Source organism: Nocardia citri (assembly GCF_054065835.1).
The window spans coordinates 21,306-39,801 of record NZ_JBSUQM010000019.1 but is presented as its reverse complement, the minus strand read 5'-3'; the positions used below and the strand labels follow the sequence as shown (position 1 = coordinate 39,801).

The window sequence follows — 18,496 nt, the reverse complement described above, 5'->3', positions numbered from 1 at the left end:
GGCAACCGAGTAATGGGGGAAGACATGACGTACAGTCGATCCGGGGCCGCCGGATGAACCAGGCGGGAGCCAGCACCATGACAGCGCCGTGGACCGAAGAACAGGTCAGCGCGCTCGCACCGGACGCGAGCTCGCTCTCCGCGGCGCGCAAACTCACCGGGCGCTGGCGCGGCACCGGGCAATCGGACACCGCGCTGTGGGGCCTATGCCAGGGCAGCGGTGCCAAGCCCTATCAGACGATCGTGGATCTCGCGGGTCCGGCATACAAGTGCTCGTGTCCCAGCCGCAAGTTCCCGTGTAAGCACGCCCTGTCGCTCTTGCTCACCTGGTCGGGCGGTGCGGTCGCCGAGACGACCGAGATCGCCGACTTCGCGGCCGAATGGATCAACGCGCGCGCGGTCCGTGCGGCCAAGCCGATCACCGACCAGCCGGCCCGCATGGCCGATCCGGCGACTGCCGAGCAGCGGCGGGTGCGGGTGACGGCGGGTCTGGAGGAACTCGATATCTGGCTCGGCGATCAGGTGCGCACCGGGCTGGCCCAGACCGATCGCTCGTTTCGTGCTTTCGAGGCGATCGCGGCCCGCATGGTCGACGCGCAGGCCCCCGGTGTCGCCGCCACGTTGCGCCAGCTGCCGACCACCGTGGTGACCAGGGCCGACTGGCCCGGTGTCGTGCTCGCCGAATACGCTCGACTGCATCTGCTGATCGCCGCGCACCGCCGCCTCGAGGACTTGTCGCCGCAGCTGCGGGCCAGCGTCCGCACCCATATCGGCTATCCGACATCCGCCGAATCCGTGCGCGCCGAACCGGCGGTCCGGGATCAGTGGCAGGTACTCGGCATCCGGACCAGCGAGGAGGAGCGGCTTCACACCCGCCGAACGTGGTTGTACGGCAAGCGGACTCGACGCTGGGCTATGCTACTCGAGCACTCCTTCGGTGCGCCGAATTTCTCGGCGGAGGTGCCGCTGCCCGGCATGATGGTCGAAGCGGAACTGCACTACTACCCGGGCGGCGCGCCGCTGCGCGCGCTCTGGGGCCAACGGCACGGTCCCGCCGAACCGTTCACCACGCTGCCGATCGCGGACCGGACGATCGCCGCCGCATTGACCGAGCATGCCGAGGCGCTCGGGGGCGACCCGTGGCTGCGGTTGCGGCCGGTGCTGCTCAGCGATGTCGTACCGATATGGACCGAAAATGGCTGGTACATAGCCGAATCCGACGGCACCGCGCTACCGGTTGCGGCCGCCGAGCAGCCGTGGCGACTGCTCGGGGTATCCGGTGGGCATCCGGTGACGCTGGCCGCCGAATGGGGTGTGGCGGGATTGGTGCCGATATCGGTATTCACCGCGGGTGAGATCATCGATGTCGGTGGCGTGGAGTTCGGCACCGCGTCGAATGCGCCCGCCGCGCCGGTGTCGGAGGAGCTGACCGCGGTGGCGCTGCTCGGCACGGCCCGCAGGGCAGCCGATCCCGCGCGGCTCGAGGCTCCGGTGGCGGCCGCCGCGACCCGGTTGCGCACCGATCCGGCGCAGTCGCTGCTCGAATTCGCCGCGTTGCGTGGTGCTTTCGCGCGCGGCGGGGTATCGGTCAGCACGTCCACCAAGCCCGAACCCGCCGCGGATGACCCGCGGCGACTCCTGCCCCGCGCCTCGGCATCCCGCCTCGCCCGCATGTTGCGGGACCGATCCGCCTTCCTGCCGGAATGGTTCGCGGCCGCGGCCCCATTCGACTATCGCGCCCCCGACGCACTGTGCGCGCTACTGCTCGAGCAGGCGAAGGCGAATACCGAACTGCGCGAACCGCTCTTGCGCCTGGCCGGAACGCGCGGTAGCTGGCTGGCCGACCAGCATCCGGACTGGCGCGACCTGGCACGGCAAAAGCCCGCCGATGCGCCGACGGAGCAGAGCTGGCAGTTCGGCCAACCGCCCGAACGTCGCGAATGGCTCACCGACCTGCGGCATCGGGATGCCAAGGCCGCGCGTGAAGCACTGACCGCGTCTTGGCCGAAGGAATCCGGTCCGCTGAAGGCGGAGTTGCTGACCGTACTCGCCGATGGGATTTCGGCCGAGGACGAACCGTTACTCGAGGCCGCGTTGGACGATCGGCGTTCGGATGTCCGGCGCGTCGCGGCCGGCTTGCTACCGCTGCTGCCCGGTTCGGCATTCACACAGCGCATGACCCGGCGCGCGAGCGCATGGGTCACGGTGGAACATCTGCTGGTGCATCCGAATCTGGTCGTCCGCGTGCCGGAAGAACTCGATGATGCCGACCGCAGGGACGGCATTACCGACCGCACTGTGGAGTTCACCTACCGCTGGGACGGCGCACCGGATCTGCGCGCGGGTCGACTGCGGCAACTCGTCGCGGCGACACCGTTGCCGCATTGGGAGTCCGTACTCGGCGCACCGGATAAGGCCACCCGGGCCGAGATCAGTGATCGGTTCCGGCAGCCGCTGTTCGACGGTTGGGTGGATGCCGCACTGGCACAGCATGATCCGGCTTGGGCGCGCGCGCTGTTCGATGCCGGGGTGCCGACCGATCTGGCGATGCTGCGGCGGCGCGAATTGTTCGCGCTGCTGCCGTTGTCCGATCGCACCTGGCATCTACGGCAACTGGACGGCGCATGGCTCTCGGAGCTCGAAGCGCTGCTGCCCGCCATGGGCCATCCGTGGCCGGAACCCCTTGCCCAACACCTGATTCTGTTGTTGTTCGAACGCGCACGGGCCGCGGCCAGACGGCCCGAGGCGCACGGCACCGGCCCGAGCGCGCATCGGTCGCTGCTGTCCGCGGCGGCCGTGCATCTGCCCGTTACCGCGGCGCGGACGGCGACCTCGGTGGCCCGTCGCTGCGCCGATCCCCATTGGGAGCGAGCCTTCGATCAGCTCGCCCATGACCTCAACCACCGCTCGATGATGCTCGAGGAGTTGCAGTGACCACTACCGATTCGATGCCGGAGCTGTTGCGTCCGCATGCCGAACAGGCCTATGCCGAGGAACTGCGGGCACTCGCCGCGACCGACGATCGGCCGCGGCCGCCGTCCTGGCAGCTGTCGCCGTGGGCCGTGGTCACCTATCTGCTCGGTGGCACACTCGACGACGGCACGGTGATCAGCCCGAAATACGTCGGACCGCGCCGCCTCATGGAGATCGCGGTCGCGACGCTGGCGACCGACCGAGCGCTGCTGCTGCTCGGCGTGCCCGGCACCGCGAAAACCTGGGTATCGGAACACCTTTCGGCCGCGATCAGTGGTGCTTCGACCCTGCTCGTACAGGGCACGTCGGGCACTGCTGAAGAGGCGATCCGCTACGGCTGGAACTATGCGCGGCTGCTCGCGGAGGGGCCGAGCGAAGGTGCGCTGGTGCCGTCGCCGGTCATGACCGCGATGCGGCGCGGCGCCGTCGCCCGGATCGAAGAACTGACGCGCATTCCGTCCGATGTGCAGGATGCGTTGATCACCGTGTTGTCCGAAAAGACGCTGCCCGTACCGGAACTCGGCATGGAGGTGCAGGCCACCAAGGGCTTCAATGTCATTGCCACCGCCAATGACCGCGACCGTGGCGTCAACGATCTGTCCTCCGCATTGCGCCGCCGTTTCAATACCGTCGTGCTGCCGCTGCCCGCCAGCGAGGACGAGGAGGTGGCCATCGTGACCCGCCGCGTCGAACAGCTCGGCTCCGCACTCGAACTGCCGATGGTTCCGACCGCGGCCGAGGAGGTGCGCCGGGTGGTTCGGGTCTTCCGCGAATTGCGCTCCGGTATGACCGCCGACGGCCGCACCAAACTGAAGACCCCCTCCGGCACACTCTCCACCGCCGAGGCCATCTCGGTGATCACCAATGGCATTGCCCTGTCGGCGCATTTCGGTGACGGCACCTTGCGCGCATCCGATATCGCGGGCGCGGTACTCGGCTCGGTCATCAAGGATCCGGTGGCCGATGCGGTCATCTGGACCGAATATCTGGAAGCCGTGGTACGCGAACGACCCGAATGGTCCGACTTCTACCGCGCCTGCCGCGAGGTCACCGGATGAGGGCGCGCCGTCGACCGATCCGACCACACCGCATATTCAGCCGAGGGGTGACACGGTGAGCAAGTCGAATACACCCGCACCTGACGATCAGCTGGAGGTCCAGCCGAGCGCCGCCCCGACTGGTCCGGTGACGCGGGTATTCGGCATCCGCCATCATGGCCCGGGTTCGGCCCGATCCCTGCGCACCGCGCTGGAGCAGTTTCGACCCGACGCCATTCTGATCGAGGGCCCGGCCGATGCCGATCCCTTGGTCGGATATGTTGCGGCCGAAGGAATGTCGCCGCCGATCGCGCTGCTGGCCTATGTGCCGGATCGGCCTGCCAAGGCCGCGTTCTGGCCGTACGCGGTGTTCTCGCCGGAATGGCAGGCGCTGCGATATGCGGCGGAACACGCGGTTCCGGTACGGTTCTGCGATCTGCCCGCAACCAACGTGTTGGCCGCCGAGGACGAACCGGGAGACCGCATCGACCCGCTCGGCGAACTTGCCGTCACCGCCGGCTACGACGATGCCGAGCGCTGGTGGGACGCGGTGGTCGAATCCGTCGCCGACGCCGACGCATTCGAAGCGATCACCGAGGCGATGGGCGCGCTGCGCGAAGCCGCGGAACGCGGCATGTTCACACCCGGAACTGTGACGGCCACAACCGAACACCCCTCGCCCGGGTACACGCCAGTGCACGGCAACCCGCCGAGTGATCGCCCACCCGCAGGCGACGCCGACGTCGAGACACACGGGCCCGATGGCGATCCCCGCCCTGTCGCACATGATGAGTCCGCCCACGCCAATTCGCCGACCGGCGACGTTGTCGAGGTCGACCCCGGCGACGCAGGCGAACCGTCGACATGCGACCGACCCCACCCGGAACGCCTGACATCCGACGCCGCGGCAGGCCGGGCCGCACCCGGGTCGGCCAGCGAGAGCTCGCCGACCGGCGAGACCGTCGACGAAGCGGTCGGGCTCGAAGTCGCCGAGCGCGAACGTGTCGGTATCGACGCGCACACCTTGCGACGTGAGGCGTACATGCGACAGACGATGCGCAAGGCGTTGAAGGAGGGGGCGCAGCGGCTCGCGGTGGTGTGTGGGGCGTGGCATGCACCGGCGCTGGCGGAGAAGTTGGGCCCGGCGACGTCGGATACCAAGTTGCTCAAGGGACTTCCGAAGGTGAAGGCGACGGTGACCTGGGTACCGTGGACGCATTCCCGGCTGGCGACGACCTCCGGATACGGTGCCGGAATCACCTCGCCGGGCTGGTATCACCACCTGTTCACCGAGACCGAACAGCCGATCGCGCGCTGGCTGACCAAGGTGGCAGCGGTGTTGCGTGCGCACGATCTGCCGATCTCCAGTGCGCACATCATCGAATCCGTCCGGCTCGCCGATACGCTCGCGGCGCTGCGGGCTCGGCCGCTGGCCGGGCTATCGGAGGTCACCGAGGCGGTACGGTCGGTGATGTGCGCGGGTGATGAGACCATGCTGCGGCTCGTCGCGTCCGAACTGGTGATCGGTGAGGCGCTCGGCGCGGTACCCGATGGCACGCCGACCGTCCCGCTGGATGCCGATCTGCGGGCCCGGATCCGCACGCTGCGGCTGAAGCAGGAAGCCCTGTCCCGCGATCTCGATCTCGACCTGCGCAAGGAGCGCGAGGTCGAGCGCTCCCGATTGCTGCACCGGCTGCGCGTACTCGGAATCGACTGGGGCACACCGACAACCGGCGAGGTGCGCAGCACCGGCACCTTCCGCGAATCCTGGACCCTGCGGTGGCGACCCGAATTCGCGGTCTCGATCATCGAGGCCTCCCGCTGGGGCACCACCATCCGCACCGCGGCGGAGGCCAAAATCCTCGACACCGCGGGCCGCGAAGGCAGCACGGTCGGCGATCTCACCGCCGCACTCGAGGTCGCGCTGCTCGCCGACCTCGGTGACGCCACCAACGGTCTGATCACCCGCCTGGAGTCGGCCGCGGCACTCGACCACGACATAACCCACCTGCTCGCCGCCCTCCCCGGCCTGACCCGCACGCTGCGCTACGGCGACGTGCGCGGCACCGATACCGAGGCACTCGTCCACGTCGCCGATGGCCTGCTGGTACGGATCTGCGCCGGCCTGCCCGGTGCGGTCACCGGCCTCGATACCGCTGCCGCCGAACAACTCCGCACCCAACTCGATGCCGCGCACACCGCCATCCACACCCGCGACAACGACTGGGCCACCGGTGCATGGCTCGCCGCCCTGCACCGCCTCGCCGGTCGCGACGATGTGCACGGCGCCCTCGTCGGTCGCGCCGTTCGATTACTCGCCGATGCGGGGCGCATCGACGAATCCGATTCCGCACGCAGGCTTTCCGCGGCCCTCTCGATCGGCAATACCGCCGCCGCCAAGGCCGCCTGGATCGACGGCTTCCTCGGTGGTCGTGGCCTGCTGCTGGTCCACGACCGAGAATTGTTGCGGCTCATCGACGATTGGCTCCGCGGTCTGGGCGACGATATGTTCGTCGAAATCCTGCCGTTGCTCCGCCGCACCTTCGGCGCCTTCGAATCCGGGGAGCGGCGCGCCATCGGTCAGGCGGTCCGCGACGGTGGCTCCGGCGCATCACGTGCCGATGAGAACACGACCTTCGATGTGGCACGAGGGCTCCTCGCCATGCGCACCGTCGCGGATATTCTGGGGGTGCCGGTATGAGCCCGACGCGCTCCGCTCGGCCTACCGCAACGCGAGATCAGCTCGTCCGCACGCGGCCCAAGGCAATCCCGAATCACGATGCGGCGGCCCACATCGCCACTGAACTTCCCGGAGTGACCGGATGAACGCAATCGATGAAACCCACGCCAGGCGTTGGCGTTTGGTGCTCGGTACCGCCGCCGAACAATCCCTCGGCGGTTTGGGTTCCGCGGATGATGAGGCCATGGACCGAGCCTTGGGTGCGGTCTACAACCCCGACGACCAGACCTCCGGCAAACGCTCCGCGGGCCTCGGCGGCTCCGCACCGAAGGTGGCCCGCTGGCTGGGCGATATCCGCACCTACTTCCCGTCCACCGTGGTCGAGGTCATGCAGCGCGATGCCGTCGATCGCCTCAATCTCACTCAACTCCTGCTGGAGCCGGAACTCCTCGAAACAGTGCAACCGGACGTGCATCTGGTCGGCACCCTGTTGAGCCTCAATCGGGTCATGCCCGAAACCACCAAGGCGACAGCGCGAATGGTGGTCGAGAAGGTGGTGCGCGAAATCGAACAGCGCATTGCCGCGCACACCGTCGCCGCGGTCTCCGGCGCGCTGAATCGCGCCGCTCGCGTCACACGACCGAGGCTGCGCGATATCGACTGGGACCGCACCATCCGCAAGAATCTCGCCAACTACCTCCCCGAACATCGGACCGTCGTACCCGAACGCCTGGTCGGCTACGGTCGCAAGGCGCAGGCGGTGCGCCGCGATGTCGTCCTGGCCATCGATCAATCCGGTTCGATGGCCTCCAGCGTGGTCTATGCCTCGGTCTTCGGCGCGGTCCTGGCGTCCATGCGCTCGCTGAAAACGTCTCTGGTCGTTTTCGATACCGAGGTGGTCGACCTGACCGAACAACTTGCCGATCCGGTCGAGGTCCTGTTCGGCACCCAACTCGGCGGCGGTACGGATATCAACCGTGCCATCGCCTACTCCCAATCGCTCATCACCCGCCCCGCCGACACCCTGTTCGTCCTTATCTCCGATCTCTATGAGGGTGGTATCCGCGAAGAGATGCTGCGCCGGGTGAATGCCATGCGAGAATCCGGCGTCCAGGTGGTCGTCCTGCTCGCCCTCTCCGACGACGGTGCGCCCGCGTTCGACCACGACAATGCCGCCGCGCTCGCCGCCCTCGGCATACCGGCCTTCGCTTGCACCCCCGACAAGTTCCCGGACCTGCTGGCCCTGGCCCTGGACCGCGGCGACGTCCAAGCCTGGGCCAACCGGCATGCCGGAACAGCTGACCGCTGAGATGGGCGATGCCGCGATCGGCGCGGCTTATGGGTATCCGCTCGAGTCATCGGACGGCTGGTGGGACAAGGTAGAGACGTTGCAGCCCGAGTCACGGCGGAGTCGGGCGGCCGAACCTTCCTGGCTAGCGAGCGACGCCGACGCTTTGACATAGCTGGCGAACATCGTCGCGCATTCCCGACGGCGGACGCTTCAGCAGTTCATGCAGCATCTCTCGGGCGTACCCGTTGTAGCGAGTCGTTTCTGGGGCTGTCCGAAACGACTTGGCCAGCAACGTATAAGCGGCGATGGGCTCGTCGCGCTGGTAATGCGCGCGGGCGACTTCGATGAAGTGGCGGCTCCGGCGTGGCAGTGACGCGATCCGGTCGGCGTCGAAACCTTCGGCCGCACGCAGCGCTTCACCGGGTCGGCGCAGCTCGACACCTAGCGTCGTTGCGTGCGCCGCCATCACCGGCATCGAGAACGACGTCTGCACGTGCCGATATCCTGGGCCGAGTTGACGCGCGACCTTATCGGCGCGTTCCCAGTGCGCCCACGCCTCTCCGTGGCGCCCCCGCCGCGCGTGCACATAAGCGATCTCAGCCGCCAATGCCCCGACGATCCCCCGCCAGTCATCCGAGGTCTCGTCCCTCTCGACATAGGACTCGAGGCGATCGATTGCGTTGCCCGCCAACGCTATCGCCTCTTCCCAGCGTCCGGAGTCTCGCAGTGCCTGCACCATTGCCCATGCGCTGCAGGCGATGACGTACGGATCGTCCGCCTCGTATCCCTCGCTCAGTGCCCGGTCCGCAACGAGCCAAACCAGCTCGGGCGCAGGCTGATATGCGACATAGAAGTCGGCGAGCTGGTAGACGCCAGCCAAGACACGGCGGGCCGCACGGCGGTCGTCACCCTTTGTGCGAGCAGCGCTCTGCGCATCCCTGATCAAGCCCGGCAACAGCGCACCGAGCTGTGTCCGGTGATCCGGGCTTGCGTGACGCACCTGCCACGCCTGCCGCAAACGCTCGGCCAGATACTCCGCGCTGGCGGCGCGGTCAGGCGTCTTCAGCCGGAAATCGGTTAGCGCCGACTGCACATCGGTCAGTGCCACATGCCGTTCACCAGCAAACACGGAAACGGGAACAGCATGCCCGTTGCCAGTCAACTCGGCCAAGTCATCGAGCTCGAGCGCGCGCGCTATCCGCAACAACATCGGCAGCCGAGGCGTCTGGATGCGGCCGTTCTCGACGGCCTTCAGCCACTCGGCCGACTTGCCGACCAGACCCGCCAAAACCGGTCGTGACATACCGGCGCGCTCGCGCTGCCGTTTTATACGCACGCTTACGGGCGCACTTTCGTCGGAGTTGTACATCAAAGACCGAACCCCTCTCCCGCAGCTTGGTTCGATGGTTCAAGCGTAGCCGGAGGGTACGGGGTACGAAACGTACCTGGCCTCCTCAAATCGGCGGCTTACGGTCATTTTCGCACCCAGCGCCAGGGTGAGCCGCACTCGCACAAGGCCCTCGGCGCCGGGTGCATTCCAAACGGAACAACATACCTGGGGGTTATCGCTCAATGCCTGCTGAACTCGTCACAGCCATGGTTGTCGCCGCCGCAGTGATGTTCTTCCTGTGGCTCATCTTCTACGGCCTGCCCTACCTGCTCGGCTCCGATGCCGTTCCGGACGACGCGATCCCGGCAACCGACATCCTCGACCGCGTCACCCGCGAAACCTCGCGTATTCACCCCGCGCCACGCGGCGGGTACACCGTCGAAGAAGCTGGCTGCGTCCTGCAAGAACACCTCGAGTGCAGCCGAGAGATCTGCGACGCCAAGAACACCGCGTACTGGATCCGCGTCGACGCGGGCAAGCTCCAGCCCACGCGGGAAGCCGTCCGATGAGTGGCTTGATCGAATTCAGCGATGGCACATGGGGTTTCCTCGGTGATGATGGATGGGTCGAAGAATTCGACGCCGTCGACATTCCCGACCCCGAACTGGAAACCACTCCCGTGTCAGGAGCGGCGTTAATCGACACCGACGCCACCTGCGTCATCGATACCGAACTGCCGCAACGGATCCCGTTTGTTGGGCCGCCAGCTCCGCTGGATCTGCCGGTCGAGCTGATCGAACGCATCGCAGACGCTGTCCACAAGTGGGCCGATCAGTGAGAATCCCCGCCAACCGCATGCCCACAGCCACCGCCTACCGACCGGACCCACGCGACGCCGGAATCCGCCGCTACTTCGGCCTCCCCCAATTCGCGCTCATGACCGGAATATCGGCCGCGAAATTATCCGCCTGGCGGCACAGCATCCATATCTGGGTGCTCTCACCCGACATTCAGGTCGGCGACCATCCGGGATGGTCGATGGCCTGCATAGACGCGTGGAGCCCCGGCGGCGACCCGTTCCTCCGGCCACCGGTCGTGCGATTCGCCGACACCGCCACGATCAAAGCCCGTTACCACGGGATGCCCACCTCCACACTGTGGGCGTGCATCGGTGACGGCACCATCCCCCGGCCTGTCGTTTGGGTCGACAACCGACCGGGCTGGCTGTTGTGACGCGTGCCACCTCTTGGGTGATGCCGTCGGGGGTGCGGGCGCGCAGTACGCTTGGCGAGAAGGGTCGATTTCGGTTCCAGATAGCTGGTTTCGATCTCCCACCGCTGGTGGTATAGAGCAACCAGTTCACTTGCTGGATAATGCTTTTCGTTGGTGTAGTGATCAGCCGGAGCGGCCGGTGCGGTGAGCGCCACCGGCGCAGGTGAGGACGATCTCGGCGTTGATCATGCGGACGGTCACCGCTGGCGGCCTGACCGCGATAACAGCGCACCGTCTCCCGCGACAATCCCCGTTCTTCGGCCAGCCAACCCGGATAGGAGCACCGCCGCCGGTGACCACCTCCACGCCCATGAGCTTTCTCCCGTCTCGAGTGGTCCTCGTTCAACCACTCAGACGCGAAACCGTCCAGATCACAAGCCTGAGTTGCACAGGTGAAGTGGATTTCGTCTGATCGGCGCATCATCACTGCTGGTCACAGCGGTTCGGGTGGCCGATGTGGGTCACTGACAGGCCGGTCGGATCGCCGTGGCGTTCATCCGCAAGGTCAAGACCGCGTCCGGGGCAACAGCGGTGCAGATCGCGGAGAAACACGGCCGCCGAAACAAGATCATCGAACACGTCGGCTCGGCGCATACCGATGCCGAACTGGCGGCGTTGATCGACATCGCGCAAGCGAAACTCCGTGCCGGACATCAGATGCTGAACCTGGGTATCGACTCCACCGCGCCCGGGGTAGCGCCGATCACCGGAAAACGTGCTCGATGGTTGATCGAAGCGATCACCACCGGCTGGCGCGACCTCGGTTTCGACGCCCATCGATGACGAGGCATTCTTCCAGCTGGTCCCAGCGCGGCTGGTGGAACCGACCTCGATGACCGATTCCACTCGCGTTATCGCCGACCTCGGCATGACACCAGCACACCGAAACACCTATGTCAACGCGCTAAACCGTTGTGCCACACGCGATTACCGCGACCAGATCGCCACCGCCTGTTTCGCTCACGCCGGGCGAAGCGGCGGACTCTCGCTCATCATCTACGACGTCACCACCCTCTATTTCGAGTGACTATGCCGACCATTCCGCCCGGTCGCCACGCCGACCGTTCAGCCCCAACACGACCCGTCACCACAGGTCACAGACCTGCGGGCGGCGAAAACGGCCCAGGGTCAAGCAACTCAGGTTCGGGGAGAACACCGCGCATTACCGGCGGCCCGTTCACGCTGCACCAGCCGCTGCACTCCCGGCTGGCCCATGCGGCCGCCTCCATGCCGATGCTGATGACGTTGTACGGGCACACCTCGGTGAGTAGTGAGCTCGGATCGACGGTTCCGAGATGGAAAGGCGCACTTGGCCTTCTGCCTAATCTCTCCGACCAGCTCAGGAGGGACCGTTCGGCTCAGCAGTCGCACACGTCAGGGGCGTCGGAAGACGCCCTGCCCATGACAACCACGTGCCGGCCGATGGTAGCCCTGGAGAAGTTGACCAGGTAGGCGGTCCTCCTCCTCGAGAGTTCACTCATGCGTGCGACTTTCGTGTCGCACCGCCTCCTGACAGCTACCCGAACCGGACTTCCACCGGCAAGCGACGACGAGCTTACGACCACAGACGAATTACTTGGTCACCTCCGATCTGGTCGTTAAAAAAGACGTCAGATGCGCCAAAGCCCTCTTGCACGCCCTGCCGTATTCGAGCCAATTACATCCAGAGCGATCACCGGATATATCAACCGCCACATCCGGCACACCTCGCTCACGTCTTACCGCAATCTGCCGCTCAAACCACGCAAATGGGATAGCCGACGACTAATAGGAGGAGCGCCGGGATGCAAACAACCAAACCGACCAAAAAACCGACGGCGGCGCCTGGTAGGCCGCCTACGCCGATACCCAAGATGCCCCCTAGTATTGTCAGCGCGGCTGGTTCGACCGCGTCAGGAGCTGCCGGTTCAGAAGCGGGTGCCGATACAGGTACTGGTTCTGGTGCCTGGGCCGGTTCGGCGGAGGCCACACTCGCACCCAGCACGATCGCCAGAGCCATCACCAAAACTGATGCCAAGGCCCGTAATGTCTTACTCATGTTGATCCCTCCATAGACTGATGTCGAAGGCGCACCACGGTCCCCTACGACCTCGGACAGCCCCGACATTCTGTCTGTTCCCACCACCCTCGACGGTATAATCATCTCGCCGAATGCCTCTGATAGCAAGGATGTCACTCCGATAACCGGACCCCGGCAACCGCGTGTGTGCCACATACACTGACACGTTGTCATCTTGCGAGAGCACACGGCATTTCGAGCGTTAATTAGCCTTTCCTGATAAATAATCCGACGGTGATAATGGAAGAATTTCACGAGGTGGATAATCGAGGTGATTTTCCTAATCGTTAGTAGAGGTCTCGAACTGGCCGCAGACGGAGGCGGCCGGATGCACCCGAGGATACGGCGGCCTCGGCTGGATCGGCCCGAACGCCCTGGCCATCGGGGGATCCGCCGCACTCGCCGCCGAAAAGGTCGTTGGCACAAAGCAGCACGTCTTCGGCAACGGAATCCTGTTCGCGGTCAACCACTCCGGCGACAGCGATTCCGGCGTGCGAACTGCCGAAGCATTCTCGGCGCTCGCTCAGCCGCCGCGCCATCCCGCACGGGTGGCGCACCGCACTCGACGCTGGACCGATCATCGAGCGTTTGGCCGCGGACTTCCGCATCGAATTCGGCACCACTGTGCCGAGCGACGCCTCCAGAGCACCGACGCGTAGTGGCAAGCCCCGCTATTTCCGAGGTAGACCTACAAGTCCGCGATCGCGGCCAGTGGTGGGGTACGGGCGGCGCGAATGCCCGGCCACAGCGCGGCGAGCACACCGACCACGGCTGAGCCGATGAGCACCAGCACCAGTTGGTTCCACGGGATGGCGATCTGGTCGATGCCCAGGTCACGCAGGGTCCGTAGGAAGCCGACACCGAGACCGAGGCCGAGCAGCATCCCGACGATCGCACCGAATACCGCTATCAGCATGGATTCCAGGTAGATCGTCCGGCGCACTTGCGCCCGCTGCATGCCGACAGCGCGCAACATGCCGATCTCCCGACGCCGCTCCACCACCGACAGCGCCAAGGTATTGACGATGCCGAGAATGGCGATCACCACAGCCAACGCGAGCAGTCCGTACAGGATGGCGAGCAGCGTATTGATCTGCTTGCCCTGCGCGCCCTTGAATTCCTCCCGGTCTTGCACCTGTACCACGACGAACTGCTCTGTCGCGTTCTCCAGATCGGTACGCATCTGGGTCAGATCGGCACCCGGCTTCGCCTTGACGAACATGAACAGGTTGGTCCGGAAGTTGACCGGCATCACCTCTTCGTACATGGCCGGTGACACCACCAGCGCGCCGAGCAGCGGCGTCTTCTTGTAGATGCCGACGATCTCGACAGGAATCTTCTTGAACCCCAGACTCGTCACGCTGACCTGATCGCCGACCTTCCAGCCGCGCTTATCGGCCTCGTCCTTCGACACGATGACATCGTGAGCACCCAGCGTGCTGGTGCCCTTGATCATGTCGTAGTCGATGACGCTGTCGGGCGAACCGTCGAATTCGGTACCGCCGACCTGTTCGTCGCCGATCTTGAGCGCGACACCGCGCAAGCCGACCACATCCGCCACCGCGGGCACCGATTTACGCACAGCATCACCCGCGCCGAGCGGCACACCGATCATCTGTGGTCCGGCCAGCACATAGTCGGCCTTCACCCCCTTGTCGACGAGCACGCTCACGCTCGCCTTCGCCGATGCGCCGAGCATCCCGATCGCAGTCACCAGCATCAGACCGAGGGTGAGCGCGAAGGCCGTTGCGGCAGTGCGCCGAGGGTTACGCGCGGCGTTATTGCGCGACATTCGGCCGATCGGTCCGAAGGGCCGCAGCAGCACCCCGAGGCCGCCCACCACCGGGCGCGACAGCGCGGGTGCGGCGAGCAGTACCGCGAAGATCAGGCCGAGCGCGCCGATCCCGACCGTCAAAGCGGCATGTCCGCCGGTCTTCTGCGCACCGAGAACCACGAGCACCACACCCGTGACCGCCAGCGCGATGCCGACCCCGGTCCGCAGCCGCAGCGACTCACCGGTCGAGGCGAACTCCTCGCGCATCGCCTCCACGGGCGGGATCTTGGCGGCGCGACGGGCCGGCGCATAGGCGCTGACCACCGTAACCAGCAGTCCGACGAGCAGTCCGACGAGCACCGTGCGCGGCAGCACTGTCAATGATCCGGTCGGCAGGCCGAGATCGAACGCGTTGAGCAGTGCCGAAAGCCCGAAGGCCAGACCGATGCCGCCCAGTAAGCCGATTGCGCTGCCGACCAAGCCGATGACCGTTGCCTCGGCCACCACGGATCGGCCGACCTGTTGTCGACTCGCGCCGACCGCGCGCAATAGTGCCAGCTCACGCAACCGCTGGGCCACGATCATCGAGAAGGTGTTGTAGATGATGAAGGTGCCCACGATCAGAGCGATCGCACCGAAGGCGAGCAGGAAGTAATTGATGAAGTTGAGCGCGTTGGAGACTTGCTTCTTCAGATCGGCGCGCACCTGATCGCCGTTCTGCACCTTGTAATCCACCAGGACGTTCGCGATCCTGTCGCGCAGTTCGTCGCCCGATGTCCCGGCGGCGGCCGCGATATCGACATAGGCGACATGCGAGCCGTCGGTGAACAGCTGGCGCGCCTGCGCGTCGTCGAACAGCACACCGATGAGGCCGCCGGTGTCCGAAGGGACTTCGTAGATCCCGGTGAGGGTGACGTCGATCGGACTACCGTGCGAGGGAATCAGCACCTTGGTTTTGTCACCCACATGCAGTCCCGCGCGTTCGGCGCCGCCGGTATTGAGCGCGATTTCCCCCTCGTGCGCGGGCGGGACGCCCTGAACGAACTTATCCGGTTCGGCGACCGCCCGTTCCGGCGGAAGGTAGGACTGGCCGAAAGTCGGTGCGCCACCGGTCTGTACGGCCTTCTTACCATCCGGGTGCAGCAGCACCAGCGGTCCGTTGACGCTCGGCGCGACCGCTCGCACCCCGTCCATATTCGAGATCTGGTCGACGACACTGAGCGGAATGCCCTGTGCCTGCTGCTTTTGCGGGCTCACTCGCACATCGACACCCTTGGCCTGGTTGGCGAAGATCCCGTCGAAGGTCCGCTGGAGCGTATCGGTGAAGACGAATGAGCCCGCGATGAACGCGGTTCCGAGTACCACCGACAGCAGCGTCAATGCCAGGCGCACCTTATGCGCGGCGAGATTGCGCAAGACCACCTTGCGCATCGGTTTTCCACTCATTACGCCTGCTCCAGCGACTTCATCTTGTCGAGCACCGATTCGGCGGTCGGATCGCGCAACTCGTCGACAATGCGACCGTCCGCGAGGAACACCACCCGGTCGGCATATCCCGCCGCATGCGGCTCATGGGTGACGATGACGACCGTCTGCCCGAATTCATCCACCGCCGCGCGCAGGATCGAGAGCACCTCCTCCGAGGCGCGTGAATCCAGATTGCCGGTCGGTTCGTCACCGAAGATGATTTCCGGCTTACCGGCCAGCGCCCGCGCGCACGCCACCCGCTGCTGCTGTCCGCCGGACAGTTCGCTCGGCCGGTGCGTGAGCCGATCGGTGAGCCCGAGCCGCTTGATGACGGTATCCAGCCAGTCCTGGTCGGGCTTGCGGCCCGCGATATCCAGCGGCAGCGTGATGTTCTCCTGCGCGGTCAGCGTCGGTACCAGGTTGAATGCCTGAAAGACGAAGCCGATGCGATCGCGCCGCAGCCGGGTCATCTGCTTATCGGAGAGCCCCGCGAGATCGGTCTCGCCGATCCGCACGGTGCCAATGCTGGCACTGTCCAGGCCGGCCAGGCAGTGCATCAGGGTCGATTTGCCCGATCCGGAGGGCCCCATGATCGCGGTGAACTCCCCCTTCTCGAATTCGGCCGACACCCCATCCAGTGCCCTGACCTGTGTATCTCCGTGGCCGTAGACCTTCACCAGGTCGATGGCGCGAGCCGCCACGGTTGTGGTGGCAGCCGATTTCTCGAGGTCGGCACCTAGGGCGTGCGAAGTCATGGGATCCAGTCTGTCGGGATTCACGGGCCCGCGCCATCAGGGACCTCCCCCAAGTCTCGAGGTCTCAATAAACCCTTAGAACTACTCCGAACGGCCCAGACCGAAGACCGTCGGATCCCGCGCGAGTCCCGGAAATAGCGCGCCCCGTCCGGCACCGAGCGCCGTTCGGTGAGATCGAGCACACCGCCCACGCCGATGATCTGCGCCGAGACCGTCCGCCTCGCGGATCTCCTGGACGGTCTGGCGGAGCCTTGCCATGCCAGACGAAATCGCCAGTGACAGTGACTTCGTCGCCCACGGACATGCCCGTTGCCATCGATGTCCTCGGGCGCCCGGTAATCGGAAGCGCGAATCCGATGGGCTCACGGTAGCGGCCTCACGCCTTGATGAAATCGAGGATGTCGGCATTGAGCTGCGCGGCGTGCGAGATCATGACGCCGTGTCCGGTGGCCGGGTATTCCTGGTAGGTATTGACCGGAATCAGGTCCTTGATCATTCTCCCGCAGAGGTCGATGGGGGCCGAGGCGTCGGCGTCGCCGTGGATGACCAGCGTGGGCACGGTGAGTGCGCGCAACTCGTCACGGAAGTCGGCGTGGTAGATCGTGTTCATGATCTCATCCGCTGCCAGAAGTGAACAGTCCATGCACTTCTGGACCATCCACGCGATCCGCGCCGAGGACACCTGGTTGCCCAGATGCGTCGCGAAGAAGGCCTGGGCGTTCTGCTCCATCCAGAGCGGCCGGTCGGCAGCGCGGACCGCGCCCACCGCATCGAAGACGGCCTTGGGCACGCCGTTCGGATTGTCCTCGGCCTGCGCGAGGTACGGCATGGTCACCGAGACCAGCGCGACCCGGCTGATCCGATCGCTGCCGTACCGGCTCAGGTACCGGACGATCTCACCGCCCGCCATCGAATGCGCGACCACGGTGACCCCGCGCAGCTCGAGGTGCTCCAGGAATGCGGCCAGATCCGCGGCCAGCGTGTCGTAGTCGTACCCGTGCCCGACCCAGTCCGACTTGCCGTGCCCACGCCGGTCGTAGGACAGGCACCGCAACCCCTGCTTGCACAGCGGCAGCATCTGCAGCTCCCACGAACTGCTGCTCAGCCAGCCACCGGCCAGGAACAGCACCGCCTGCCCGGAACCCCAGTCCTGGTAGTGCAGCGTGGTGCCGTCGTGCGATTCGAAGTAGGGCATCGGATTCTCCAATCATCATGTGCCCCACCATCATTGCGGGCCCTGATAATGGAGTCGATTACCTCGTTGGTAAAAGACCTACTTCAGGATGAGCAGCGCCGATTTCTCGATGCGGTCGGCGATTTCGGAATAGGCGGCATAGCCCATACCCGCGCGAACCAGCGCGCCCGCGTAGACGAGTTCCAGGGACTCGACGACGTCCTGGTCGGCGTCGGGGCCGAGGGCGTGTACCAGTCGCTTGCTGATCTCCATCCCGATCCGTGCACGCAGGTGGGTCACATCGGGATCGCGGCCGAGCAGGGCGCTGGTCACCGCACCGGAGAGTTCCTGTTCGTCGGCGACCAGCATGGCGATATTGCGGAGTTCGGCGATGACCCGGACGGTGGGATCCGGGTCATCGCTGACCGGAGCCGAACTGGCGCACAGGCGACGCCAGAAGATCTCGGCGACGAGGTGTTCCTTGGACGAGAAGTAGGTATAGGCCGTGGCGGTGCCGACACCGGCCGCCGCGGCGACCATGCGGATGGTCATCCCCGCGAAGCCTTCGCGCGCAAGCACTTCCACTGCCGCCCTGGTCAACTTGTCGACCGTATCGGCCTGCTTCTCGGTGAGGCGTCGCCGGGTCGCCTCGAGGATGATGGACTCGCCTTCGGACATGTGTCTG

12 protein-coding genes and 1 pseudogene are annotated in these 18,496 nt (G+C 65.8%); 8 read left to right on the top strand and 5 right to left on the bottom strand.

Features of this window, described 5'->3' with window-relative positions:
* Positions 1 to 77: 77 nt before the first annotated feature.
* The 4 genes from ACW2Q0_RS22720 (at position 78) to ACW2Q0_RS22705 (ending at position 7,998) form a co-directional block, all read left to right on the top strand.
* A complete protein-coding gene (locus ACW2Q0_RS22720) occupies positions 78 to 2,933 on the top strand; it encodes a DUF5691 domain-containing protein (protein WP_457192910.1) in 2,856 nt (951 codons plus the stop codon).
* A 14-nt stretch (positions 2,934 to 2,947) separates the two neighbouring features.
* Positions 2,948 to 4,030, top strand: a complete 1,083-nt coding sequence (locus ACW2Q0_RS22715; protein ID WP_457192968.1) for an ATP-binding protein — start codon at positions 2,948 to 2,950, stop codon at positions 4,028 to 4,030.
* A 127-nt stretch (positions 4,031 to 4,157) separates the two neighbouring features.
* Entirely contained in the window at positions 4,158 to 6,710 is a 2,553-nt protein-coding gene (locus ACW2Q0_RS22710) for a DUF5682 family protein (RefSeq protein WP_457192967.1), read from the top strand.
* A 121-nt stretch (positions 6,711 to 6,831) separates the two neighbouring features.
* Positions 6,832 to 7,998, top strand: a complete 1,167-nt coding sequence (locus ACW2Q0_RS22705) for a VWA domain-containing protein (RefSeq protein WP_457192909.1) — start codon at positions 6,832 to 6,834, stop codon at positions 7,996 to 7,998.
* A gap of 124 nt (positions 7,999 to 8,122) precedes the next feature.
* Here the strand turns inward: ACW2Q0_RS22705 and ACW2Q0_RS22700 are convergent, their stop codons facing one another.
* Positions 8,123 to 9,349, bottom strand: a complete 1,227-nt coding sequence (locus ACW2Q0_RS22700) for a helix-turn-helix domain-containing protein (protein ID WP_457192908.1) — start codon at positions 9,347 to 9,349, stop codon at positions 8,123 to 8,125.
* 203 nt (positions 9,350 to 9,552) lie between these two features.
* Here ACW2Q0_RS22700 and ACW2Q0_RS22695 point away from each other — a divergent pair, with 203 nt between their 5' ends.
* The 4 genes and pseudogenes from ACW2Q0_RS22695 to ACW2Q0_RS22680 all read left to right on the top strand — a co-directional run.
* Positions 9,553 to 9,879 carry a hypothetical protein gene (locus ACW2Q0_RS22695; protein ID WP_457192907.1) on the top strand — a complete coding sequence of 109 codons (327 nt, stop codon included), beginning with the start codon at positions 9,553 to 9,555 and terminating at the stop codon, positions 9,877 to 9,879.
* A gap of 5 nt (positions 9,880 to 9,884) precedes the next feature.
* Complete coding sequence (locus tag ACW2Q0_RS22690; protein ID WP_457192906.1) at positions 9,885 to 10,148, top strand: hypothetical protein; 264 nt, start codon at positions 9,885 to 9,887, stop codon at positions 10,146 to 10,148.
* Between the two features lie 17 nt (positions 10,149 to 10,165).
* Positions 10,166 to 10,543 (top strand): hypothetical protein, encoded by a 378-nt coding sequence (locus ACW2Q0_RS22685; protein ID WP_457192905.1) that lies wholly within the window; start codon positions 10,166 to 10,168, stop codon positions 10,541 to 10,543.
* Positions 10,544 to 11,068: 525 nt separating this feature from the next.
* Positions 11,069 to 11,606 (top strand): annotated as a pseudogene (locus ACW2Q0_RS22680) (IS1634 family transposase); the annotation flags it as partial.
* Between the two features lie 1,723 nt (positions 11,607 to 13,329).
* Here the strand turns inward: ACW2Q0_RS22680 and ACW2Q0_RS22675 are convergent.
* The 4 genes from ACW2Q0_RS22675 to ACW2Q0_RS22660 form a co-directional block, all read right to left on the bottom strand.
* Positions 13,330 to 15,861 (bottom strand): ABC transporter permease, encoded by a 2,532-nt coding sequence (locus ACW2Q0_RS22675; RefSeq protein ID WP_457192904.1) that lies wholly within the window; start codon positions 15,859 to 15,861, stop codon positions 13,330 to 13,332.
* Positions 15,861 to 16,637: an ABC transporter ATP-binding protein gene (locus ACW2Q0_RS22670; RefSeq protein WP_457192903.1), complete on the bottom strand. Its 777-nt coding sequence runs from the start codon at positions 16,635 to 16,637 to the stop codon at positions 15,861 to 15,863. The genes ACW2Q0_RS22675 and ACW2Q0_RS22670 overlap by 1 nt, the downstream gene beginning before the upstream one ends.
* 376 nt (positions 16,638 to 17,013) lie before the next feature.
* The gene (locus tag ACW2Q0_RS22665) at positions 17,014 to 17,832 is read right to left on the bottom strand and encodes an alpha/beta fold hydrolase (protein WP_457192902.1); all 819 of its coding nucleotides are present in this window, start codon (positions 17,830 to 17,832) and stop codon (positions 17,014 to 17,016) included.
* 78 nt (positions 17,833 to 17,910) lie between these two features.
* Positions 17,911 to 18,489 carry a TetR/AcrR family transcriptional regulator gene (locus ACW2Q0_RS22660; protein ID WP_457192901.1) on the bottom strand — a complete coding sequence of 193 codons (579 nt, stop codon included), beginning with the start codon at positions 18,487 to 18,489 and terminating at the stop codon, positions 17,911 to 17,913.
* Positions 18,490 to 18,496 lie beyond the last annotated feature (7 nt).